The sequence below is a fragment of the Longispora urticae genome (genome assembly GCF_053902585.1).
In genome coordinates, this window is the sequence record NZ_JAQZSH010000028.1 from 219261 (window position 1) to 239728 (window position 20468).

At 75.2% G+C, this 20468-nt stretch carries 18 protein-coding genes and 1 pseudogene; 9 read left to right on the plus strand and 10 right to left on the minus strand.

Annotated elements, in window-relative coordinates; genetic code table 11:
- Window positions 1-340 precede the first annotated feature (340 nt).
- Entirely contained in the window at window positions 341-1903 is a 1563-nt protein-coding gene (locus tag PT931_RS18925) for a xylulokinase (RefSeq protein WP_456247053.1), read from the minus strand.
- Window positions 1900-3099 (minus strand): xylose isomerase, encoded by a 1200-nt coding sequence (gene xylA, locus PT931_RS18930; RefSeq protein ID WP_456247054.1) that lies wholly within the window; start codon window positions 3097-3099, stop codon window positions 1900-1902. Before xylA ends, PT931_RS18925 begins: the two co-directional genes overlap by 4 nt.
- Window positions 3100-3175: 76 nt before the next feature.
- Here xylA and PT931_RS18935 point away from each other — a divergent pair, with 76 nt between their 5' ends.
- Window positions 3176-4393: an ROK family protein gene (locus tag PT931_RS18935; protein ID WP_456247055.1), complete on the plus strand. Its 1218-nt coding sequence runs from the start codon at window positions 3176-3178 to the stop codon at window positions 4391-4393.
- A 68-nt stretch (window positions 4394-4461) separates the two neighbouring features.
- Entirely contained in the window at window positions 4462-4971 is a 510-nt protein-coding gene (locus tag PT931_RS18940) for a GNAT family N-acetyltransferase (RefSeq protein WP_456247056.1), read from the plus strand.
- Window positions 4972-5065: 94 nt separating this feature from the next.
- Here the strand turns inward: PT931_RS18940 and PT931_RS18945 are convergent, their stop codons facing one another.
- From PT931_RS18945 to PT931_RS18970, 6 genes are all read right to left on the minus strand, one after another.
- Window positions 5066-6298 carry a cytochrome P450 gene (locus PT931_RS18945; protein WP_456247057.1) on the minus strand — a complete coding sequence of 411 codons (1233 nt, stop codon included), beginning with the start codon at window positions 6296-6298 and terminating at the stop codon, window positions 5066-5068.
- A 173-nt stretch (window positions 6299-6471) separates the two neighbouring features.
- The gene (locus tag PT931_RS18950) at window positions 6472-6744 is read right to left on the minus strand and encodes a hypothetical protein (RefSeq protein WP_456247058.1); all 273 of its coding nucleotides are present in this window, start codon (window positions 6742-6744) and stop codon (window positions 6472-6474) included.
- A gap of 204 nt (window positions 6745-6948) precedes the next feature.
- Window positions 6949-9309: a glycoside hydrolase family 65 protein gene (locus PT931_RS18955; protein ID WP_456247059.1), complete on the minus strand. Its 2361-nt coding sequence runs from the start codon at window positions 9307-9309 to the stop codon at window positions 6949-6951.
- Window positions 9306-10067 (minus strand): HAD family hydrolase, encoded by a 762-nt coding sequence (locus tag PT931_RS18960; protein ID WP_456247060.1) that lies wholly within the window; start codon window positions 10065-10067, stop codon window positions 9306-9308. Before PT931_RS18960 ends, PT931_RS18955 begins: the two co-directional genes overlap by 4 nt.
- 156 nt (window positions 10068-10223) lie before the next feature.
- Window positions 10224-10847: a hypothetical protein gene (locus tag PT931_RS18965; protein ID WP_456247061.1), complete on the minus strand. Its 624-nt coding sequence runs from the start codon at window positions 10845-10847 to the stop codon at window positions 10224-10226.
- A gap of 89 nt (window positions 10848-10936) precedes the next feature.
- Window positions 10937-11473, minus strand: a complete 537-nt coding sequence (locus PT931_RS18970; protein ID WP_456247062.1) for a hypothetical protein — start codon at window positions 11471-11473, stop codon at window positions 10937-10939.
- A gap of 91 nt (window positions 11474-11564) precedes the next feature.
- On the opposite strand from PT931_RS18970, the gene PT931_RS18975 reads away from it, so the two are divergent.
- Together PT931_RS18975 and PT931_RS18980 are read left to right on the plus strand one after the other, a co-directional pair.
- Window positions 11565-12659, plus strand: coding sequence for a sensor histidine kinase (locus tag PT931_RS18975; RefSeq protein ID WP_456247063.1), 1095 nt, complete (start codon window positions 11565-11567; stop codon window positions 12657-12659).
- An 80-nt stretch (window positions 12660-12739) separates the two neighbouring features.
- Complete coding sequence (locus PT931_RS18980; protein ID WP_456247119.1) at window positions 12740-13378, plus strand: response regulator; 639 nt, start codon at window positions 12740-12742, stop codon at window positions 13376-13378.
- A 41-nt stretch (window positions 13379-13419) separates the two neighbouring features.
- On the opposite strand, the gene PT931_RS18985 is transcribed toward PT931_RS18980, so the two are convergent.
- Together PT931_RS18985 and PT931_RS18990 are read right to left on the minus strand one after the other, a co-directional pair.
- Window positions 13420-13908, minus strand: coding sequence for a MarR family winged helix-turn-helix transcriptional regulator (locus PT931_RS18985; protein WP_456247064.1), 489 nt, complete (start codon window positions 13906-13908; stop codon window positions 13420-13422).
- A 61-nt stretch (window positions 13909-13969) separates the two neighbouring features.
- Window positions 13970-15070: an alkene reductase gene (locus tag PT931_RS18990; RefSeq protein ID WP_456247065.1), complete on the minus strand. Its 1101-nt coding sequence runs from the start codon at window positions 15068-15070 to the stop codon at window positions 13970-13972.
- A gap of 133 nt (window positions 15071-15203) precedes the next feature.
- Between PT931_RS18990 and PT931_RS18995 the strand changes: the two genes are divergently transcribed.
- From PT931_RS18995 to PT931_RS19015, 5 genes and pseudogenes are all read left to right on the plus strand, one after another.
- Window positions 15204-16055, plus strand: a complete 852-nt coding sequence (locus PT931_RS18995) for a helix-turn-helix domain-containing protein (protein ID WP_456247066.1) — start codon at window positions 15204-15206, stop codon at window positions 16053-16055.
- Window positions 16056-16642: 587 nt separating this feature from the next.
- Entirely contained in the window at window positions 16643-17335 is a 693-nt protein-coding gene (locus PT931_RS19000) for an HAD family hydrolase (RefSeq protein WP_456247067.1), read from the plus strand.
- The gene (locus PT931_RS19005; RefSeq protein WP_456247068.1) at window positions 17332-18489 is read left to right on the plus strand and encodes an FAD-dependent monooxygenase; all 1158 of its coding nucleotides are present in this window, start codon (window positions 17332-17334) and stop codon (window positions 18487-18489) included. The genes PT931_RS19000 and PT931_RS19005 overlap by 4 nt, the downstream gene beginning before the upstream one ends.
- Window positions 18490-19284, plus strand: coding sequence for a hypothetical protein (locus tag PT931_RS19010; RefSeq protein WP_456247069.1), 795 nt, complete (start codon window positions 18490-18492; stop codon window positions 19282-19284). It begins immediately after the preceding gene.
- Window positions 19281-20468, plus strand: a pseudogene (locus PT931_RS19015) (MFS transporter); the annotation flags it as partial. The gene PT931_RS19010 and the pseudogene PT931_RS19015, both read left to right, overlap by 4 nt.

Genomic DNA, 20468 nt, shown 5'->3' on the forward strand with positions numbered 1-20468 from the left:
CGGCGTTCGGAGGCCCGGGGCCCCGGTACCCGTCCGGGTTGCCGCTCAAACGGGCCGGACCCGGCCCCGCCCTCCGCGCCACCTGCGTCGGGCATCCAGCCTGGCCTTCAGCGCCCGCGCCGCCGGAGCCGGGAATCCGCGCGGGCCACCCACGTCCGCGGACGTCCGCGCGACGTCGACTTCGCCCGTCACCCGGATGTGTGGTCGAGGTCCCCGCAGGCGGTTCGAGTGCACGGCCCCCGCGCACCTGTGACTCCGCGCGGCGTCTGGGGCCGGGATCCTCGGGGGCCGTGCGCGTGGGCCTCCGCACGTCGCCCGCGTCCGGGGCCGGACCGGCGGACTACCCGAGGTCGCGGACCTCCGCGTACCGGTGCCGGACGTCCGCGGTGGCGTCCGCCTCGTAGCGTCGGGAGCCGTGGTCCGGCCAGGACGGTGCGGTCGGGGCCCCGGACAGGGTCCATGCCGCCTGCCGGGCCGCGCCGACCGCCACGTACTCCCCCGGGGTCGGCACGATCACCGGCCGGCCGAGGACGGCGGGGGCGATCCGGCGTACCGCCTCCGAGGCCGCCCCGCCGCCGGTCAGCAGTACCCGGTCCACGCGGACCCCGCACGCGACCAGGGCGTCGAGCGCGTCGGCCAGTCCGCACAACATGCCCTCGATGGCGGCGCGGGCCAGGTGCGCCGGGGTGGCGGTGGCCAGGGTCAGGCCGTGCACGGTGCCGGTGGCGTGCGGGCGGTCGGGGGTGCGTTCGCCTTCGAGGTACGGGACGAGGACCAGGCCGCCGGCCCCGGGCGGGGCGGACAGCGCCAGGTCGGAGAGTGTGGCGTGGTCGACGCCGAGGAGGGTGCCGGCGGCGTCCAGGACCCGGGCGGCGTTGAGGGTGCAGACCAGGGGCAGGTGCCGGCCGGTGGCGTCGGCGAATCCGGCGACGGCCCCGGTCGGGTCGGCGGTGGGGGTGTCGGAGACGGCGAACGCGGTGCCGGACGTGCCGATGGAGACGATGACGTCGCCGGGGCGGGCGCCCAGGCCGAGGGCCGCCGCCGCGTTGTCGCCTGTGCCGGGGCCGAGCGGGATCCCCGGACGGAGCAGGAGTCCGGGAGGGGGCGGCCCGGAATCGAGCGGGCCGCCGGAACCGCGCCGCGCCCGGGGGCCACCTGAGCCACCCTGGCCGCCGGAACCGCGCCGCGCCTCGAAGCCACCCGGGCCGCCGGAACCGCCCGTGGCCCCGGAACCGCCCGGGCCGCCGGAACCGTGCCGCCCCCCGGATCCGGTGCATCCCGGGGACTCCGCCGGCCCCAGCACCCGGGGCAGCCCCGGGGCATGCCCCAGAGCCAGGGCCGCGAGGTCGGGCCGGTAGCCGCCGGTGGCCGCGGCGTAGTACCCGGTACCGCTCGCGTCGCCCCGGTCCGTGGTGAGCTCCGCCCGGCCGCCGAGCCGCCAGGTGAGCCAGTCGTGCGGCAGGCAGACGGCCGCGGTGCGCCGGGCCGCGAGAGGTTCGTGTTCGGCGAGCCAGCGGAGTTTCGTGACGGTGAACGAGGCGACCGGCACACTGCCGACGGCGTCGGCCCAGGCGGCCGGTCCGCCGAGTTCGGCCACCAGGTCGCGGGCGGCGCCGGCGGACCGGGTGTCGTTCCACAGCAGCGCCGGGCGGACGACGTCGCCGGAGTCGTCCAGGCACACCATGCCGTGCTGCTGCGCGGCGACGGCCACCGCCGCGCAGTCGTCGAGGCCGCCGGCGGCGCGGACCGCCCGGTCCAGGGCCGCCCACCAGGCGTCCGGGTGCACCTCGGTGCCGTCCGGGTGCGGCGCCCGGCCCGACCGGACCACCGCCCCCGTGTCGGCGTCCACGACGAGGACCTTGCAGGACTGGGTGGAGGAGTCGACCCCGGCGACGAGGGTCATCGCGCGCCGAGCAGGTGTTCGACGGCGAGTTGTTCGAGCTGGGTGTAGGCGTACCCCGCGAGTGCGGTCTTGTCGGGGTCGAAGTCCTCCCAGGCGGTGCGGTCGGCGAGCAGGTCGGCATGGGTCTCGCCGGGGTCGAGGGTGGGGACGGCCAGTTCGGGGACGCGGCTGGCGGCGAGGGCGGCGCGGACCTCCGGGTCGGCCCGGAAGGCGCGGGCGCGTTCGCGGAGCAGGAGGTAGGTGCGCATGTTGGCGGCGGCGGAGGCCCAGACGCCGGCGGTGTCCTCCGTGCGGCCCGGCTTGTAGTCGAAGTGCCGGGGGCCGTCGTAGACCGGGCCGGGCGCGGCCACCCCGCCCAGCCCCCCGTGCTCCAGCAGATCCACCAGGAAGAACGCGCTCAGCACGTCCCCGTGCCCGAACACCAGGTCCTGGTCGAACCGGATCCCCCGCTGCCCGTTGAGGTCGATGTGGAACAGTTTCCCCTGCCAGAGGGCCTGCGCCACGCCGTGCACGAAGTTCAGCCCGGCCATCTGCTCGTGGCCGACCTCCGGGTTCACGCCGACCATCGCGTGGTGTTCCAGGGTCGACGCGAAGGCCAGGGCGTGCCCGATGGTGGGCAGCAGGATGTCGCCGCGCGGCTCGTTGGGCTTGGGTTCCAGGGCGAACCGCATGTCGTAGCCGCGTTCGACGGTGTAGGCGGCGAGGGTGTCGAGGGCCTCGCGGTACCGGTCGAGGGCCGCCCCGACGTCCTTGGCCGCGTCGGTCTCCGAGCCCTCCCGGCCGCCCCAGAACACGTAGGTGTGCGCGCCCAGTTCGGCGGCGAGGTCGAGGTTGCGCATGACCTTGCGGAGCGCGTACCGCCGGACGCTCCGGTCGTTGCTGGTCAGCGCGCCGTCCTTGAACACCGGGTGGGTGAACAGGTTCGTGGTGGCCATCGGCACGACGAGGCCGGTCTCGTCGAGGGCCTTGCGGAACCGGGCGATGTGCCCGAAGCGGTCTCCGTCGGAGCAGCCGAACGGGATGAGGTCGTCGTCGTGGAACGTGATCCCGTAGGCGCCGAGGTCGGCGAGGCGGTGCACGGACTCGACGGGGTCGAGGGCCGGGCGGGTGGCGTCGCCGAACGGGTCGCGGGCCTGCCAGCCGACGGTCCACAGGCCGAACGAGAACTTGTCCCCCGGTGTCGGTTCCAGTGCCATGACGACCTCCGAATTAGTTTAGACTCCCAACTTAAGTCGGGCGCGCGCCGGTGTCAACGGCCGCTAGAGTGGGCCCGTGATCACCCACCAGTCCGTGCCCCGGCCGGCCGACGTCGCCGATGTCCGGACGACCAACCTGGTGGTGGTCCTGCGGTTCGTGCGCGCGCACTCCCCCTGTTCCCGGGCCGACATCGCCGCCGCGACCGGGCTGAACAAGGCCACCGTCTCCAGTCTCGTCACCGATCTGCTCGACCGCAGGCTGCTCCGCGAGACCGGGGTGACGGAGAACCGGATCGGCCGGCCGGCGACGATGCTGGTCGTCGACGGCAGCCCGTACGCGGCGGTCGGGATGGAGATCAACGCCGACTACCTGGCGGCCGTCGCGGTCGACGTGGGCGGCCACCGGCTGCTGTCCTGGCGCCGGACCTTCGACGGCACCGGCGGGCCGGCCCGGGGCACGGCCGCGCTGGCCGCGCTGGCCCGGCGGGTGATCGCGCGGATGACCGCCGACGGGCGGCGGGTCCTGGGCGTGACGGTCGGGGTGCCGGGGCTGATCGACGCTGCCGGCGTCGTGCACCTCGCGCCGAACCTCGGCTGGCGCGACGTGGACCTGCGCGCCGACCTGCACCGGGCGCTCGGCGGCACGGTCGACGTGCTGGTCGACAACGACGCGAACCTGGGCGTGGCCGCCGAGCACCGCTACGGGCCGCACGCCGGCACCCCGGACCTGGTGTACCTGACGGGCGAGGTCGGCATCGGCGCGGGCATCATCGCCGGGGGCAGGCCGCTGCGCGGCTTCCGGGGCTACTCGGGGGAGATCGGCCACGTGCCGGTGGTGCCGGACGGTCCCCGGTGCGGGTGCGGGCGGCGCGGTTGCCTGGAGTCCGTGGTGGGACTGGCGGCGCTGATCGGGGCCGCGGGCGACGGGCCGCCGCCGACGCCGGAGCACCTCACGACGGCCGTGGCCGACCTGGTGACCCGGGCCGGGGCGGGTGACCGGCAGGTCCTGGCGGCCCTGGAGCTGGCCGGCACCCGGCTGGGCCTCGGCCTGTCGGTGCTGGCGAACCTCCTCAACCCCGAGATCGTCGTGCTCGGCGGGTACTACGTGCCCCTCGCCCCCTGGCTGCTCCCCGCCGCCCGCACGGAACTCGGGTCGGGGGTGGTCGCGCCCGACGCGGGCGGGGCGGTGCTGACCGCCTCCACACTCGGGCACAGCGCGGCGGCGCTCGGCGGCGCGGCCCGGGTCCTCGACCTGGTCGACGCGGGCCGCATCCCGCTGCTCGACCCGGCCTGACCGGCACCGAATCCCGGGCGGGCGGAAAATCGCAGATCCGAAGATCATTCGATGGGTACGGTGCGCCCATGATCCAACTCGAGCGGCTCCGCCCCGACCACGCCCCCGCACTGCTCGCCTTCGAGCGCGAGAACCGGGCGTACTTCGCCGCGTCGGTCCCCGACCGGGGCGACGGGTACTTCGCCCGGTTCGACGACCGGCACGCCGCGCTCCTCGCCGAGCAGGCCACCGGGCTGATCGCCTTCCACGTGCTGGTGGACGGGTCGGGCGCCGTCCTGGGCCGGGTCAACCTGGTCGACATCGCCGACGGCGCGGCCGAGCTCGGCTACCGGATCGCCGAACGGGCCGCCGGGCGGGGGCTGGCCACGACGGCCGTCCGCGAGGTGTGCGCCCTGGCCGCCGCCGGGTACGGGCTGACGGAGCTGCGGGCCGTCACCACGCTCGACAACGCGGGCTCCCGGTCCGTCCTGGCCCGCAACGGGTTCGTCCCCACGGGTGAGCTGGTCGTGGACGGCCGTCCCGGGATCGGCTACGCGCGGCAGCTGGTACCCGGCGGGACGGGCGGCCCGGTCGAGTAGGCGACCGCGCCGCCTACGGCCCGGCGACATCCGGACCGCGCCCGGCGCACAGGTCGCCGTCGCGGGGCGGCCCGTCCCCACGGCCCGCCCCGGGTCAGCCCAGCGTGACCGGTAGCGAGCGGTAGCTGGGGATCAGGAGGGAGTTGTCGAGCACCGGGTCCGGTCCGATCGCGAGGTCCGGGAACCGCCGCAGGAGCCGGGGCAGCGCGAGCACCCCCTCGCTGCGCGCCAGCGCCGCGCCCAGGCAGTAGTGCGGGCCGACCCCGAAGCTGATCGGGTGGTTGTCGGGCCGGTCGGGGTCGAACACGTCCGGGTCGGCGAACCGCGCCGGGTCCCGGTTCGCGGCGCCCAGCAGCACCAGCGCCGTGTACCCGGCGGGCACCGTCACCCCGTGGAACTCCGTGTCCTCGGCCACGCACCTGCTGACGAACTGCACGGGGCTGACGAACCGCAGGATCTCCTCCACGTACGCCGGCGCGGTGGCCGGATCCTCGCGGAGCCGGGCGGCGTGCGCGGGGCGGGCCAGGAGCTGGACCAGCCCGTGCGCGATCATCGGCGTGGTGGTGGCGAACGCCGCGTTGTAGGTGACCACCAGGTTGTGGGCGAGTTCGAGGTCGGTGACGTCGTGGCCACCGGCGGCGCCCTGTTCGAGGATGCCGCTGATGATCCCGCCGTCGGGTGCGTTCCGGAGCTGTTCGATGAGGTCCAGGTAGTAGCCGACGAGTTCGCGGGCCGCGGTGTTGGCGGCGGAGAAGACCAGCGGGTCGTGGCCGCGCGGGCTGAGCGCGTCGTTGATCAGGTTGGCGCGGGGCGGGATCCAGTCCCAGTGCCGTTCCGGGATGCCGAACAGCCGGCCGACGACGCCGGCCGGTACCCGGTAGGCGAACTCGGTCATGAAGTCCAATGGGGCACCGTCGGCGGCGTTCTTGGCCATCCGGTCGCAGACGGTGTCGACCAGGTCGGCGATCGCCGGTCCGAGTTCGGCGACCCGCCGGGGGGTGAACACCGACTGGAAGAGCTTGCGGAACCGGGTGTGCTCCGGACCGTTGGCGAACATCATCGAGCCGGTCAGGGTCGTGAGCAGGTCGTGGTCGCGCCAGCCGGCCTGGAGCCGGTCGAGCCGGGCCGCGTCGGAGTTGCGGAACCGGGGGTCGCGGAGCACCTCGTTGACGGCCGCGTGGCCGTGCACGAGCGCGCGGGCCCACGGGTGCGCGTCGGGGCCGACCGCGACGACGGGGCCGTGCGCGTGCAGGGCGGCGTACAGGGGAAAAGGGTTGTCGCAGCCGGCCGGTGAGAGGAGTTCCCGTACCGCGTCGTCAATGTCCATAGTGGACCCCCATGTGAAGAGGGAGCCCCGGTGCGCCTGAGCGCACCGGGGCTCTCGTTTCCGACATTCCGCCGGAGCGAGTTCCAGGTTATCCGGATCCGTCCACGCGCGGGATGCCCGTGTGGCGGAACCCCGGAAGGTGAGCCTCTTGTGAGACCCGCCCGCCGGCCGTCCTAGAAGTCGACGTTGTTCCAGGCTCCGTTGCTGCACGCGCCCGCGCCGAGGCCCAGGCCGAGGATGCCCACGCCGATCCCGCACACGTTGATCGGCGCCTGCACGACGAAGTAGAACTGGTTGCCGTTGCCGACGCCGTGGTTGCCGATCGAGATCTGCCACACGCCCGCCTCCGGGCTGTGGTCCGCCGCGTGGGCCGGGACCGCGCCAGCGCCCACAATGGCCGCTGACAACATCGCGACGCCGATACCCTTGCTGATCCACCGCTTCATGACAGTTACACCTTCCACGATCACGTTGGAATAACAGGTGGGTGTTACCGAAACAGCTTTACACAGCCATGACGTATCGGGATCCTTTATGGAAAAAAGCCATTCTTCGTGTACTCGACAATAAATGTGCAACGAAGCACTTAAATGCCGATAGCACCTATACGAGAATGTCCACCCAGCCATGTCGCCAATAGGACAAACCTCCTACACGTCACTCCGGGCGTGCCGGGCGGCCGGGGTGCGGCCAGCGGGCTGACGCACCGGCTCCGGCGTCGGGATCCCCGGTACGGGCAGGGTTCGCGGCTCCCCCGCGCGCAGGTCCACGGTCTCGCCGTGGTGGCGCAGTTCCACGGACTCCCCGGCGCGCAGGGTGTACGTCGCCGCGTCGGGTCCGATGTCGACGTGCAGCCGGCGCTTCCCCAGCGAGATCGTGAACGCCAGGCGGGTCAGGGCGGCGGGCAGCCGGGGCGCGAAGCTCGGGACGGGGCCGACCTGGCGGAGCCCGCCGAACCCGGCGACCAGCGCGATCCAACTGCCGGCCAGGGACGCCATGTGCAGGCCGTCGCGGGTGTTGTGCTCCAGGTCGTCGAGGTCCATCAGCGCGGCCTCGCCCAGGTAGTCGTAGGCGAGGTCCAGGTGGCCGGTCTCGGCGGCCAGCACGGCCTGGGTGCACGCCGACAGGGAGGAGTCGCGCACGGTCAGGGCCTCGTAGTAGGCGAAGTTGCGGGCCTTCTGGGCGGCGGTGAACTCCGCGGGGAACAGCTGCATGGCCAGTACCAGATCGGCCTGTTTGACGACCTGTTTGCGGTACAGGTCGAAGTACGGCACGTGCAGCAGCAACGGGTAGCGCTCCGTGCTGAACGCGGCGAAGTCGAACGCCTGGTGCCCGGTGAAGCCGTCGGACTGCGGGTGCACGCCCAGCGCCTCGTCGTACGGCACGGTCATCGTCTCGGCCGCCGCGCGCCAGGCGTCGGCCTCCGCCGCGTCCACGCCCAGTTCGGCGGCGCGCGACGGGTGGTCGACGACACCGTCGGCGGCGGCGAGCAGGTTCTGCCGGGCCATCAGGTTGGTGTACACGTTGTTGTCGGCCACCGCGCTGTACTCGTCCGGGCCGGTCACCCCGTCGATCCGGAACCGGCCGCGCGCGTCGTGGCAGCCCAGCGAGCGCCACATCCGGGCGGTGGCCACCAGCAGGTCGAACCCGGCGCCGTGCGCGAACTCCCGGTCGCCGGTCACGTCGCAGTACCGGATCACGGCGGCGGCGATGTCGGCGCCCAGGTGGAAGGCGGCGGTGCCGGCGGGCCAGTACGCGGAGCACTCCCGGCCGGCGATGGTGCGCCACGGGAACACCGCGCCGCGCAGGCCGAGCTGGGCGGCGCGTTCCTCGGCCAGGTGCAGGGTGTCGTGCCGCCACTGCAGGGCGTGCCGGGCGGCGTGCGGCACCGCGTAGTCGAGGACGGGCAGCACGAACATCTCGGTGTCCCAGAAGGCGTGCCCGTCGTAGCCGGGACCGGTCAGGCCCTTGGCCGCGATGGCCCGGCCCTCCCCGCGCGCGCCGGCCTGTAGGAGGTGGAACAGCGCGAACCGCACGGCCTGCTGGATCTCGTCGTCCCCGTGCACCTCGACGTCGGCCCGCTCCCAGAAGTCGTCGAGGTACCCGCGCTGCTCGGCCAGCATCCGGTCCCAGCCGATCCGGGTGGCCGCCACCAGCGCCGCCTCCACCTGGCCCCGGACCCCGGGCAGCGACCGGACCCGGGACCAGCCGTACGCGACGAACTTGGTGAACGTCAGGCGCTCCCCCGGCTGGAGCAGGGCGGTCGCGGTCCACCGGCCCAGATCGGGGCGGCTGTCGGTGCTGGTCGCCAGGTCGGCCGGCTCCTCGACCACGTGGTCCATGCCCGCGACGACGAGCAGTTCCGTGTTGCGGGTCCGGTGTGCCAGGACCGCCCGCGCGCCGTCGTGGGTGTGCTCCTCCGGCCGCAGCGGGTCGCGCAGCACGGCGGCGGCCCGGGGGTCGGCCACGGCGGCGGGCATCTCCTCGTTGGCGACCAGTTCGGACTGCACGACGATCCGGGCCGGCCCGCCGAGCGCCTCGACCTCGTAGCGGACGGCCGCCACGGCGCGCTGGGTGAACGAGACCACCCGGGTCGCGCGGACCCGGACGGTGCGGCCGGCGGGCGACGTCCACTCGGCGGTCCTGGTCAGGGTGCCGGCCCGGAAGTCGAGGCAGCGTTCGTGGTCGCGCAGTTCGCCGTACCGGATGTCGAAGGGTTCGTCGTCGACGAGCAGCCGGATCAGCTTGCCGTTGGTGACGTTGAGGACGGTGTCGCCCGCCTCGGGGTAGCCGTAGCCGGCCTCCGCGTACGGCAGCGGCCGGGACTCGTGCACGCCGTTGAGGTAGCTGCCGGGCAGCGCGTGCGGCTCGCCCTCCTCCAGGTTCGCCCGCCAGCCGATGTGCCCGTTGGCCAGGGCGAACACGGACTCGGACTGGGCGAGGACGTTCAGGTCCAGGCCCGTCTCGCGCAGCCGCCACGGTTCGACCTGGTAGCCGGGTTGCTCGATCATGACGGCAGCAGCCCGGCGAGGTCGGTCACGACGGTGTCGGCCCCGGCGGCGCGCAGGTCGGCGGCCTGCCCGACCCGGTCCACCCCGACGACCCAGCCGAACGCGCCGGCCCGGCCCGCCCGGACCCCGGCGAGGGCGTCCTCGAACACGGCCGCCGCGTCCGGGGCCACGCCCAGCTCCCGCGCGCCCTCCAGGTACGTGTCCGGCGCGGGCTTGCCGGCCAGGCCGCGTTCCGTGGCGACCACGCCGTCGATCCGCGCGTCGAACAGGTCGGTGATGCCCGCCGCCGCCAGGACGTCGCGGCAGTTGGTGCTCGCGGACACCACGGCGGTGCGCAGGCCGGCGGCGCGGACCGCGTGCACGTAGCGCACCGAGCCCTCGTACGCGGTCACGCCGTCTGTGCGCAGCCGGCGCAGGACCAGGTCGTTCTTCCGGTCGCCGAGGGCGCGGACCTGTTCCTCGTCGAGGGTGATGCCCCGGGAGGCGAGGAACGCGCGGGTGCCGTCGGCGCGGATCCGGCCGTCCACGTAGCGGTCGTAGTCGGCGACGGGGTCGAAGGGCACGTACGGTTCGCCGGTGGTGCGGGCGCGCTCGGCCAGGTACCCGTCGAAGAGGTCCTTCCAGGCCGCCGCGTGCACCGTCGCCGTCATGGTCAGCACGCCGTCGAGGTCGAACAGGCAGACCCGGATGTGGGCGGGCAGGCCGACGGCGAGCGGGGCCGTCACGACGGGCCCGGCCGGGTCGGCCCGGAGTCGCACCGTGTCATCGAAGACCTCCCGCCGCGCTCGACACCCCGAGCGTATGCGACTTACCCGCTCGCGACGCCCGGAAACCCGGGCCGCGGTCAGGCGCCCGGCGCGGCCGCTCACCGGGCCACAGCGGACCGAACCCGGCCGGGCCGTAGCCGGGGCCGGTCAGGCCGGGGCGGTCGGGTGCAGGAGCGGGCGGTAGCCGGCGGCGAGGACGGCCGTGGTCACCGGCGGGGTGAGCACCTCCACCGGCTCGGCGGACGGCACGGGCTCCGCCGGCAGGTACCCGTCGAAGGTCCACGGGGCGAACCGGCCGGCCGCGACCAGCCCGACCCGGTCGTGCCGGCGGACGAGCACCCCGTCCGGCAGCGCCCCGAACGCCGCGCCCCGGGTCCGCTGCCGGCGGGTGTACGGCTCGACCCGTTCCGCGTGCAGCCGCGCGTCCATCTCGAACGCCTTCGGCCGGGCGGCCAGGCCCTCGGCGCGCCGCCAGAGTTCGGCGTAGGAGGTGTAGTCGGCGCGCCGGCAGTAGGCGCACGGGCGGTGGCCGGCCGCGAGGGCAGTGGCCTCGTCGAGGAAGAACAGGGCCGTCCACCGGCCGGGCGGCATCGGGTCGCGCCGCCAGCCCCGCCACTCCAGGACGCAGCAGATCCAGAGCTTCGACCGCCAGCGGGTCACGCCGAGCCGGCGGTCGGGGCCGTGCAGGCAGCCCCGGTTGCCGGTCAGCAGGCCCCGGGAGTCGACGGCGAGGATCTCGCCGGTGGGGGCGACCCGGTTCTGCAACGTCATCGGACCATGGTGCACCGGGGTGGGCGGGCGGGGAAGGGGACGCACCCGGGGCGGGTGGGCGCCCCGGCGGCACCGGGCGTTCCCTGCCGTCAGCGGCGCTCCCGCTTCGGGAAGACGGTGTAGCTCGCCGCCCACACGAACCCGATCGCGGCCACCACGCCCATCCTCCCCAGCCACCCGCTGAGCGCCGCCGTCCGGGAGGCGTCCCCGACGTAGGCGATGGCCAGGGCCAGGAGTCCGGCCGCGATCCCACAGGCGAGGGCCAGCTTGGCGAACTCGCGCCACTCGTACAGGGCCCGGCCGGTGCCGTACCTCGGGGGCTTCACCGGGGGCGGACCGCCGGCGAACCGGTACGCGAAGCGCTGGTCGGCCCAGCGGACCATCGAGTGCCCGAAGGCGACGGAGAAGCCCAGGTACACCGCCGCCAGGCCGTGCTGCCAGCCGGCCCGTCCGCCGCCGTGCAGGTCGACCGCCGTGGCGGCCAGCAGTCCGAGGTCGATCACCGGGGCGGCGAGGAGCAGGGCGGCCCCGGTGCGGGGCATCCGGAACACGTAGCGGACCACGAGCCCGCTGAGCAGGGACACCACGAACAGGACCTCACCGATGGCGAGAAATGCGAGAACCATGATCCTATTCTCGGTACGCGGGGCGCCCCGGGCCTCCGCCGCCGTGCTGAACCCGGGGTACATCCTTCGGCGTACCCCTAGTGTGTGGGTCGTGAAGAGGCGTGATCTGTGGACCGCGGCGGCCGTGGCGGTCGTCGGCACGGCGCTGTGGGCGTCCGGCGCCTACGACGGCCGCACCGATCCCGCCTGGCTGCTCCTGGTGCCGCTGGCCGCGATGGTCGTGGCGGTCGCCCTGGGCCGGGTCGCCCCGGTGCCGGCCGTGCTGCTGGGTACCGTCGCGGTGTCCGCCGACCAGGCGCTCGGCCCGTCGCTGGCCACGGTGCTCGCCTTCACCCAGGTGCTCTACGACGCGACCGTGCACGGCCCGCGCCGGCTGCCCCGGATCCTGCTCTGGGCGGGGGTCGTCGTGGCCGCCACCGCGGCCGTCGTGGGGGTGGCCGTCACCGGGGAGGTGCGGGCCGCGATGGTCGGGGTGACCTCGGCCCTGGTCCTGGTCGTGCCGGTGGAGACGGGGCAGATCGTCCGCCAGCACCGCGCCGAGGCCGCCGCCGAACGGGAACGCACCGCGCAGGTGGCCCGGTTGGCCGAACTCGACCACCGGCACGCCGTGCACGCCGAACGGTCCCGGATGGCCCGCGAGCTGCACGACGTCGTCGCCAACCACCTGTCCGTCATCGCCCTGCACGCCACCGGCGGCCTGGCCCTGCCCGCCGACAACACCGAGGCGACCCGCCGGGTCCTGGGCGTGGTCCGGGAGAACGCCGTCGCCGGGCTCGCCGAGATGCGCCAGCTCGTGGCGGTGCTGCGCGAGGAACCCGGCGACCTGGTCGTGCCGGGGCTCGACGGCCTGCCCGCGCTCGTCGACCGGGCGGGCGGGACCCTGCGCGCCGAGGGGACCGCCCGCCGACTGCCGGTGGCCGTGGAGTTCGCGGCGTACCGGATCGTGCAGGAGTCCCTGACCAACGCGCTCAAGCACGCCGGGCCGGCCCCCGCGGCGGTCGCCGTCACGTACCTGCCGGGCGCGGTGCGGGTCGAGGTGTCCAATCCGCTCGGCGCGTCGGCCGGGGTACCGTCCGGGGGCGCGGGCCTCGTCGGCATGCGCGAACGGGCGTCGCTGCTCGGGGCGGCGTTCGCGGCGGGACCGGAGGGGGACGCGTGGCGGGTGCGGGTGGAGTTTCCGACATGACCGGCGGGGCGTCCGGCGCGACGGGTGCGGATTCCGACGGGTCGGGTGCGGCTTCCGGTGGGCCGGGTGCCGGATCCGGGGTGATCCGGGTCGTGCTCGCCGACGACCAGCCGGCGGTGCGCGCGGGCCTGGCCCTGGTGCTGTCCGCCGCGCCCGACATCGAGGTGGTGGGCGAGGCCGGCGACGGGGAGCAGGCCGTGGCGCTGGCCACCCGGCTCGCCCCGGACGTGGTCGTGATGGACGTCCGGATGCCCGTGCTCGACGGGATCGCCGCGACCCGCCAGCTCGCCGGGATCGCCGACGTGCTGGTGCTGACGACCTTCGACCTCGACGAGTACGTGTTCGGCGCGCTGCGGGCCGGCGCGGCCGGGTTCCTGCTCAAGGACACCGACGCGGCCGGGCTGATCGGCGCGGTCCGGCTCGTGGCCCGCGGCGAGGGGCTGATCGACCCGCAGGTGACCCGGACCCTGATCGCGGCGTTCGGCCGGCGTGCCGCTCCCCCGCCGTCCACGGTGCTCGACGCGCTGACGGCCCGGGAGCGCGAGGTGCTGGCCGGGCTGGCCGGGGGGTTGTCCAACGCCGACCTGGGCGCACGGCTGTCGATCACCGAGGCGACGACGAAGGTGCACGTGAGCCGGGTGCTGGCGAAGCTGGGGCTGCGCAGCCGGGTGCAGGCGGCGGTGCTGGCGCAGGAGGTGGGGGTGCCGCCGCTGGAGTAGCGGCGCGGCACCGGCGGGTCCCCGGTGGTGGGTCCGGCCGGTCAGCCCAGGGGTTCCTGGAGGGCGCGGAGCAGGTCCGCCAGGCGGTCCTGGTCCTCGGGCGGGAGCACGGACAGCACGTCGCGCTGCACGGCCAGGCCCACGCCCACGGCCTCCTCGACCACCCGCAGCCCCTCGGCGGTGAGGGTGATCCGCAGCGCGCGCCGGTCGTCCGGGTCTGGGCTGCGGGCGATCAGGCCGGCCCGTTCCAGGCGGTCCAGCCGGCCGGTCATGCCGCCGGAGGTGAGCATCAGGGTCTCGGTCAGGGCCTTGGGCGCCAGGGTGTACGGCTCCCCCGTCCGGCGCAGCGTGCCGAGGACGTCGAACTCGCCGCGGCCGATCCCGTACCCCTGGTAGACGGTCTCCATCCGGTCGCCCATCAGCCGGGCGATCCGGTGGATCCGGCCGAAGACGGCCATCGGCGCGGGGGCCAGGTCCGGCCGCTCGACCCGCCACTGGGCCACGATCCGGTCCACCGCGTCTTCGGTCATCCCCACAGTCTAGGTATCTTGTCGCTAAGAATGTCAGAGCGGAGCTACCAGGGGGCGCGCTTCACGGGGTGGCCGGCACGGCCCGCCAGTCGCTCGTCGGGTAGTCGACGTAGCCGGCCGCGCCGCCCGTGTAGTACGTGGCGGGGTCGCCGGTGGCCAGCTCCCGGTCCAGGGCGAAGCGGGTCACCAGGTCGGGGTTCGCGATGAAGTGCGCGCCGAACGAGACCGCGTCGGCGGTGCCCCGTTCGATGGCGGCGTTGCCGGACGCGCGGTCGAAGCCGAAGTTGGCGATCAGGGGGCCGGCGAACCGGGCGCGGTACCGGGCGATCGCGTCGAGGTCGGGGCCGGCGGCGGTGGGGGTCCGGCCGCGCAGGTGCAGGTACGCCACCGGGTGGTCGTTGAGCGCGGTCACGAGGTGCTCGTACTCGGCGAGGGTCTGTTCGTCGGCCGTGAACAGGTCGCCGGAGGTCCAGTAGGGCGACAGCCGCACGCCCACCCGGCGGCCGTCCCAGGGCCCGGCGACGGCGCCGACCAGCTCCAGGAGCAGGCGACGGCGGCCGGCCGGGTCCCCGCCGTACCCGTCGGAGCGGTGGTTGAGGAGCGGATTGAGGAACTGCGGGACCAGGAACGAGCCCACGGCCTGGATCTCGACCCCGTCGAAACCGGCCCGCCGGGCGTGCGCGGCGGCCGTGGCGTAGTCGGCGATCGTGGCGTCGATGTCGGCCAGGGTCATCGGGCGCGGGGTGACCGTGTCGCGGGGGCCGCGCGCCGTGAAGGACACCTCGCGCGGGTTGACCGCCGACGGGCCGGCCGGCGCCTCGCCCCCGAGGTGGTCGGGGTGCGAGGCGGAACCGGTGTGCCAGAGCTGGAGCACGATCCGGCCGCCGACCGCGTGCACCAGATCGGTGACGGCCCGCCAGGCCCCGACCTGCTCCTCGCTGTACACGCCGGGGACGTCGACGAAACCGACCGCCCGCGGGCTGACCCACGTGCCCTCGGTGACGATCAGGCCGGCGCTCGCCCGCTGGGCGTAGTAGGCCGCGTGCAGGGCGGTGGGGGCCAGCGCGTCGTTGGCGGCCCGGGCCCGGGTGACCGGCGCCATCACCACCCGGTTGGGCAGGGCGAGGTCGCCCAGGTCCAGGGGTCGCAGCAGGGGTTGCATCGCGGATGCTCCTTCGGTCCGTGGCCGGTTCCGCCCCATCGTCGGGCGGCCGGGCGGACGGCACGAGGGCCGAGCGGAGCCTGGTACCGGCAGGGCGACCCTCCGCCGGAGTGGGCCCGGCAGAATGGGCGGCATGGACCACGCCGATCTGGGCAGCTGCCTGCGCGCCTGGCGGGACCGGCTCGCGCCCGCCGAGGTGGGCCTGCCGACCGGCCCGCGCCGCCGGGCCCCCGGGCTCCGCCGCCAGGAACTGGCCACCCTCGCCGGGCTGTCGGTGGAGTACCTGGCCCGGCTCGAACAGGGCCGGGCGGGTCGACCCTCCGCCTCCGTCCTGGGGCCGTTGACCCGCGCGCTGCGGCTGACCGCCCAGGAGCGCGACCACGCGTTCCGGCTGGCCGGGCACGCGCCGCCCGCCACCGGGGCCGCCGCCACCCACGTCACGCCGGGGCTGCACCGGATCATCGACCGGCTGCACGACGCGGCGGTGATGGTCGTCGACCGGGCCTGGAACGTGGTGCTGGCCAACCCGCTGGCGCACACGCTGCTCGGCGAGGAGGCGTCCGGCGAGGGGAACGTGCTGCTCCGGCACTTCGGCGGGCACCCGTCCCGCGTGCTCCGCACCCCGGAGGAGGCCCGGGACTTCGAGGCGTACGCGGTCGCCGACCTGCGCGCGGGTCTCGGCCGGTTCCCCGCCGACCGGCGGCTGCACGCGCTCTCCGGGGAGCTGTGCGCGCTGAGTCCCCGGTTCGCGGAACTGTGGGCCGGGGCCGACGTCTCCACGAGCGTCACGCAGCGCAAGACCGTCGAGCATCCCGAGGTCGGCCGGCTGACGCTGGACTGCGACGTCCTGGAGGCGGCGGGCTCGGCGCTGCGGCTGGTCGTGTACACCGCCGCGCCGAACACGTCCGACCAGCAGGCCCTGGCGTTGCTGGGTGCCGTGGGGCCGCAGCGGTTCGCCGGTACCCGTCAGGAGGGTCGGGGCTGACGGCGGAGTGGGACCGGGGCGGGACCACGCGCCGAGGCAATCCGGGCCGGTCCGCTCGGCGCCGGAATCGCACTGTCCGGCCGCCGTCCGGGCCGGCACGCAGCGGGGTCCGGGCGAGCGTTCCGTCGCCCGGCACCGAAGCCGTTCCCTGCGGAACGGGTCACCCGACGCCACCGCTATTCGCGCCGCCCGACCCGACTTTCCCGTGGTCGGCTGTTTCCGTTCGGACAACGCGGAGAGCGAACGCGTCCCACTCACCCGCACGGCACACGGCGTCGTCCTCCGACGAGGAGAAACCGCAGATCACGGCGCCGCTACGGCGTTTTGTCACCACCTCTCGATCTCAGACGACGACCGGAGCGGGCACCTGCCGCACACCCCCGCGGACCCGTCATGAACGGCTTTCACAAAGCCCGGAGACGGGATCGGCGGATTCTCACGGAACGCCCTGAAGGAACAGTCTCAATAACGTCTCAGCGACAGGTGTTCTAGATCTCTCGGCATTGTCCGGGCGGCCTTTCCGTGCGAGCTTCCACTATCGACGGTGCGCCGAGGGGGCCGCACGGATACGGGAGAACGGCGAACGGGTGACCGGAAATCCAGTACTGACCACGGCGGTCCTCGTCGACTGCGACGGCGTGCTCGTCGACAGCGAGCCGTTCATGGAGGCCGTGCTCCGGCGCGAGCTGCGGGCCCACGGCGTGACGCTGACCGCCCGGGAGACCGCCGCCCGGTTCCGGGGCCGGGCCTTCACCGAGATCGGCGCCGAGGTGCGCGAACAGTTCCAGGTGGCGCTCCCGGCCGGGTTCGCGCGCGCCGTCACCGACCGGGCCCTGGCCGCCCTGGAATGGGAACTGTCGGCCGTGCCCGGGGTGTTCGCCCTGCTCAAGCGGGTCCGGGTCCCGGTCTGCGTGGTCTCCAACGCGCCCGGCCGCCGGGTCACGGCCGCCCTGCACAGCGTCGGCCTGGGCGCCCTGTTCGCCGCCGACCGGATCGTGGCCCGCGAGGACGCCACCCGGGGCAAGCCCGCCCCCGACCTGTTCCTCGCCGCGGCCGCCCGGCTCGGCGAGCACCCCCGGTCCTGTGTGGCCGTCGAGGACAGCGTCACCGGGGCCGTGGCGGCCCGGGAGGCCGGGATGCGCGTCGTCGGTTTCACCGGTACCCACGAGGAACCCGGCCGCCAGGCCGAAGCCCTGTCCGGAGCGGGGTGTTTCGCCACGGCGCGCGACATGGCCGCCCTGGCCGGGATCCTGCACACGGAATGCGGAGTCAGCACATGAACGTCCCGAACACGGCCGCCCGGCGGGTCATCGTCGCCGGCGGCGGCATCGGCGGGCTCGCCGCCGCCGTGGCCCTGACCCGGCGCGGGCTCGACGTCACCGTCGTGGAACGCGCCGACGGGATCCGCGAGCTCGGCGCGGGGATCACGATCCAGATCAACGGGATGCGGGCGCTCGACCGGCTGGGCGTCGCCGACGCGGTCGCCGCGCGCGGGTCCCTGATCGCCCGGGCCGGCATCCGCACCTGGCGCGGGGACGTGCTGTCCGCGGACCCGCTGGACCGGCTGGCGGCCGAGTACGGGGCGCCGTGCGTGGGCGTCCACCGGGGGCGGCTCCAGGCGGCGCTCCTCGCGGCGGTACCGGCCGGGGTGGTGCGGCTCGGGGCGGCCGTCGCCGACGTCGACGCGACCGCCGACGGGGTGACCGTCCGGCTCGACGACGGCACGGAGCTGCGCGGGGACGTGCTGGTCGGGGCCGACGGGCTGCACTCGACCGTCCGGGCCCGGCTGCACGGGGCCGCCGCGCCCGACTACGCCGGGTACACGATCTGGCGGGCGGTCTGCCCCACCCCGCCGGGCCTGGGCGCGGACGAGATCGGCGTCTACTGGGGACCGTCGTGCCGGTTCGGGTTCGTGCCGATCAGCGCCACGGAGACGTACTGGTACGCGACCCAGGTCCAGCCGTACGACGCGGACGCCGAGCCGGATCCGCTGCCCGGGCTGCGCGCCCGGCACCGGGACTGGGCGGACCCCGTGCCGGCCCTGCTCGCGGCCACCGACCCCGCAGCGGTGTTCCGGACCCGGATCACCGACCGCGAACCGCTCGACCGGTGGGGGCGCGGCCGGGTCACCCTGCTCGGCGACGCCGCGCACCCGATGACGCCGAACCTCGGCCAGGGCTGCTGCCAGGCCCTGGAGGACGCGGTCACCCTGGCCGACGTGCTGGCCGGCGCGCCCGACCCGGCGGCGGCCCTGCGCCGGTACGAGGACCTGCGCGCGCCGCGCACCGCCCGGATCGTGCGGATGGCCCGGGACCTGGGCCGGCGGGGGCACACGCCGGACGGCTGGCGCGAGGCGCTCGACGCGGTCGACAAACCGCTGGACGAGGACGCCCGGCGCTGGCTGTACGCGCCCGACACCGCCGGGGCGGGCTGAGTGGACGGTCACCCCGCGCACGCGGTGGACCCCGAGCGGGTGCGGGAGTGTTTCGGGCGGGCGGTGTGTCGTACCCGTCACGGGGTCGTCCTGGTGGGTGACGTGGTCTCCGCGCTGCGGGCCGGCGGGGCGCGGGTCTTCGTGGCCGGCGGTCCGCCGCGCGACTGGCTGACCGGGGACCCGGCCCGCGACGTGGACCTCTACGTGGACCAGCCCGTGGCGCACACCGAGGGCGTGCTCCGGGCCGCGTTCGCCGTGGACGCGGTGTGGCGGCGGGTCGACGCGTTCGGGCTGCTCCGCTGGGGCGACCAGGGCTGCCTGGACATCAGTTTCCTGCGGTCCCCGGACGCGCTGACCGGCCGGCCGCTCGAGGACACGGTCTTCCGCCCCGGGCGCGGCCTGCGCGCCGACGCCCTGATGCGCGACTTCACCGTCAACGCCCTGTACTACGACTGCGCCCTGGGCCGGATCGTCGAACCCGTGCCGGGTAGCGTCGCCGACGTGCGGAACAGAAGCCTGCGGATCGTGTCGGACCCGCGCAAACTCGCCGTGGACTTCCGGACCTCGCTGCGGGCCGCGCAGTTCGCGGGGCGCGGGTTCCGGCCGGTGCCGGAGACCGTGCGGTACCTGCGGGAGACCGCCGACCGGGACGTGCTGGGGGTCGGGGCCGGGTTGGGCGCGTGGGTGACCGAGCACGTGCCCGACGACGGCCGGGAGGAGTTCGGCGCGTTCCTCGGGGGGTTCCTGCGGTCCGGGGAGGCCCGGGAGCTGCTGCGGGAGGCGGTCGCCCGGTGACCCCGCGCGGACTCCCCCGCGAGGTCTGGGTCCTGGTCGCGGCGAGCTTCGTCATCGCCGTCGGCTTCGGCGTCGTCGCCCCCGCGCTGCCCGGCTTCGCCCGGAGCTTCGGCGTCGGGGTCACCGCCGTCACCGTCGCGGTCAGCGCGTTCGCCGTGCTGCGGCTCGCGTTCGCCCCGGCCAGCGGGCGGCTCGTCGCCCGGTTCGGCGAGCGGCCGCTGTACACCGGCGGCCTGCTGCTCGTCGCGGGCTCCACCGGTGGCTACGTGCTGGCGGACGAGTACTGGCAGCTCCTGGTCCTGCGCGCCCTCGGCGGCGTCGGGTCCACCATGTTCACCGTCGCGGCGGCGGCGCTCCTGATCCGGATCACCCCGGAACCGCTGCGCGGCCGCGCGTCGGGCACGTGGGCGACGAGTTTCCTGCTCGGCAACATCTGCGGCCCGCTCGTCGGCGGCCTGCTCCTCACGATCAACCCCACGGCCCCCTTCGTGTACTACGCGGTCGCCGTCACCGCCGTGGCCTGCGGGGTCGGCTGGGCGCTGCGCCGCTCCCCGCTGCTCGGCGCGCCCACCCGGGCCGGGGACGGGGCGATGGGGGCCCGCGAGGCGTGGACCCGGCCGGCGTACCGGGCCGCGCTGGCCGGCAACCTCGCCAACGGCTGGGCGGCGTTCGGGGTGCGGATGTCGCTGCTGCCGCTGTTCGTCACGGAGGTCGTGCACGGCGGCCCCGGGCTCGCCGCCGCCGCGTTCAGCGCGTTCGCGGCCGGCAACGCGTCCGTGGTGCTCGCGGCGGGGACGTTCGCGGACCTGCGCGGCCGACGACCGCCCCTCGTGCTCGGCCTGGGGCTGTGCGCCGCCGCGACCGCCGGTGCCGGGTTCGCCGCCGCCCCGTGGCTCGTCGTGGGCCTGTCGGCCGTCGCGGGGCTGGGTTCCGGGATGGTCACTCCCCCGCTGGGGGCGGTCGTCGGCGACGTCGTCGGCACCGCGCGCGGCGGGCCGGTGCTCGCCGCGTTCCAGATGACCGGCGACATCGGGACGATCGCCGGCTCCGTACTGTCCGGGCTCCTCGCCGAGCGGTTCGGCTACCCGGTCGCGTTCGGCGCCGCCGGACTCGTGTCGGCCCTGGCCGCCGTCCTCTGGGCGCGCACCCCGGAGCCCCGCCGGTCCCGGGTGCCACCGCGCGCG

What these genes read in the sequence shown, in the direction of transcription:
- PT931_RS18925 (WP_456247053.1), bottom strand. Translation starts at nt 1,903, where the DNA reads ATGACCCTCGTCGCCGGGGTCGACTCCTCCACCCAGTCCTGCAAGGTC.
- xylA (WP_456247054.1), bottom strand. Translation starts at nt 3,099, where the DNA reads ATGGCACTGGAACCGACACCGGGGGACAAGTTCTCGTTCGGCCTGTGG.
- PT931_RS18940 (WP_456247056.1), top strand. Translation starts at nt 4,462, where the DNA reads ATGATCCAACTCGAGCGGCTCCGCCCCGACCACGCCCCCGCACTGCTC.
- PT931_RS18945 (WP_456247057.1), bottom strand. Translation starts at nt 6,298, where the DNA reads ATGGACATTGACGACGCGGTACGGGAACTCCTCTCACCGGCCGGCTGC.
- PT931_RS18950 (WP_456247058.1), bottom strand. Translation starts at nt 6,744, where the DNA reads ATGAAGCGGTGGATCAGCAAGGGTATCGGCGTCGCGATGTTGTCAGCG.
- PT931_RS18955 (WP_456247059.1), bottom strand. Translation starts at nt 9,309, where the DNA reads ATGATCGAGCAACCCGGCTACCAGGTCGAACCGTGGCGGCTGCGCGAG.
- PT931_RS18965 (WP_456247061.1), bottom strand. Translation starts at nt 10,847, where the DNA reads ATGACGTTGCAGAACCGGGTCGCCCCCACCGGCGAGATCCTCGCCGTC.
- PT931_RS18970 (WP_456247062.1), bottom strand. Translation starts at nt 11,473, where the DNA reads ATGGTTCTCGCATTTCTCGCCATCGGTGAGGTCCTGTTCGTGGTGTCC.
- PT931_RS18985 (WP_456247064.1), bottom strand. Translation starts at nt 13,908, where the DNA reads ATGACCGAAGACGCGGTGGACCGGATCGTGGCCCAGTGGCGGGTCGAG.
- PT931_RS18990 (WP_456247065.1), bottom strand. Translation starts at nt 15,070, where the DNA reads ATGCAACCCCTGCTGCGACCCCTGGACCTGGGCGACCTCGCCCTGCCC.
- PT931_RS18995 (WP_456247066.1), top strand. Translation starts at nt 15,204, where the DNA reads ATGGACCACGCCGATCTGGGCAGCTGCCTGCGCGCCTGGCGGGACCGG.
- PT931_RS19005 (WP_456247068.1), top strand. Translation starts at nt 17,332, where the DNA reads ATGAACGTCCCGAACACGGCCGCCCGGCGGGTCATCGTCGCCGGCGGC.